General features: G+C 76.3%; 1 protein-coding gene. It reads right to left on the bottom strand.

Features of this window, described 5'->3' with window-relative positions; all coding sequences use genetic code 11:
- Positions 1-503: 503 nt before the first annotated feature.
- Positions 504-1,799, bottom strand: coding sequence for an RNA polymerase sigma factor (locus tag ACFW1A_RS40285; protein ID WP_380418672.1), 1,296 nt, complete (start codon positions 1,797-1,799; stop codon positions 504-506).
- Between the last annotated feature and the right edge of the window lie 28 nt (positions 1,800-1,827).

The following is a 1,827-nucleotide window of genomic DNA, read 5'->3' on the forward strand; positions in this document are numbered from 1 at the left end:
GGGCGCGGGGCGCGGGGCGCGGGGCGCGGGGCGCGGGGCGCGGCCGGGCCGGATCGGCGGCCGGGGCCGACCGGGTGGCGGGAGTGCTGCGCTGGGAAGGCCTCGCGCGCGACTGGACATCGGGCTGGACGGGACCCTCGGGTGCTGCTTGTCTCGCGGGGTGTGTGGTTGGGGGCGGGCAAGGCCTGGTCGGCCCTCTGACGGTTCCTCATGGCCGCTGCCCGTGGGGGCCGGGATGATGCGGTCCGTGGCTTCGGGCGCTTCCGCTGTGCGGGGGTGCAGGATGCCGCCCGACGGGGGTGGCTCGGCGAGGCAAGTCACACGGGTCCATGTCTCGTCGAAGGTGACGGAGGCGAAGGCCCGGCTCAGGGGTGCAGCACGGCCGAGTTGCACCCCGCGTTGCCTTCGGCCGCTGTCGCGTCGGGCAGGGCCGCCGGGGCAGCCGGCGGGGAACCCGTCCCGGCGGCGCGCGGCACCACGTGGACGGGATCCCTGTCGGGCCATCAGTCCAGGGCGGCCAACTTGCCCAGCAGCACGGCTCTCTCGGGGGCGTTGTTGCACAGGCGGGCGGCCAGTTCCAGCTCGGCCCGGGCCTCGGCGGTGCGGCCGAGGCGGACCAGCAGTTCGCCGCGCACGCTGGGGAGCAGGTACGAGCCCGACAGGCGGCCGGAGGCGAGCAGGTCGTCGACCAGGGCGAGTGCCTCGTCCGGTCCGCTCGCCATCGCGACGGCCACGGCCCGGTTGAGGTCGACGACGGGTGAGGGGGCCACGCGGCCGAGCGCCTCGTAGAGGAGCACGATGCGTTCCCAGTCGGTGTCGGCCACCGAGGGCGCGGTTGCGTGGCAGGCGGCGATCGCGGCCTGCAGGCCGTACGGCCCCAGCCCCCGGCCGAGGGCGGCGGCCCGGCCGAGGGCGGCCAGGCCGCGGCGGATCGCGGACCGGTCCCACCGGCGGCGGTCCTGATCCTCCAGCAGCACCGCCTTCCCGTCCGGACCGGTTCGCGCCGGGAAGCGCGCGGCGGTGAGCTCGAACAGCGCGAGCAGCCCGTGCACCTCTGGCTCGCCCGGCAGCAGGGCGGTCAGGGTCCGGGCCAGCCGGACGGCCTCGTAGGCGAGATCCGGGCGCAGGAGGTCGTCTCCGGTGGTCGCGGTGGAGCCCTCGGTGAAGACGACGTACAGGACGCTCAGGACGGCGCCCAGCCGGGCCGGCCGGTCCCCCGCGGGCGGCAGCTCGAAAGGGACGCGGGCGGCAGTGATCGTCTTCTTGGCGCGGGTGATCCTGGCCTGGACGGTCGGTACGGGCACGAGGAAGGCCCGGGCGATCTCCTCGCTGGACAGGCCGGCCACCACGCGCAGCGTGAGCGCGACCCTGGCCTCGGAGGAGAGGACCGGATGGCAGGCGATGAACATGAGCGCGAGGACGTCGTCGTCGACCCGGTCCGGATCCCACGGCAGGTCGTCCGGCGCCGCCGACCGGGCCTGCGCGCCCGAGCTGGACTCGCCCTCGGCGAGTGGGCCCGCCAGCAGGGCGTACCGGTCGTCGAGCGCCGACCTGCGGCGGAAGGCGTCGATGGCCCGGCGCCGCCCGGTCGCCAGCAGCCAGCCCACCGGGTCGGCCGGCGTGCTGTCCCGCGTCCAGGCGACGAGCGCCTGCGCGACCGCTTCCTGGGCGACGTCCTCGGCGAGCGCGAAGTCCCCGGTGTAGCGGGCCAGGGCAGCGACGATCCGCGCGGACTCGATCCGCCAGACGGCCTCGACGGCCCGCCGCGCCGCCTCGGCGACCGGCGGGCCTTGGTCCAGCGAATGGCGAAGCCGTTCGGGACCAGGT

The organism is Kitasatospora sp. NPDC058965, from assembly GCF_042741245.1.
In the GTDB taxonomy this organism is placed as follows: Bacteria; Actinomycetota; Actinomycetes; order Streptomycetales; family Streptomycetaceae; genus Kitasatospora.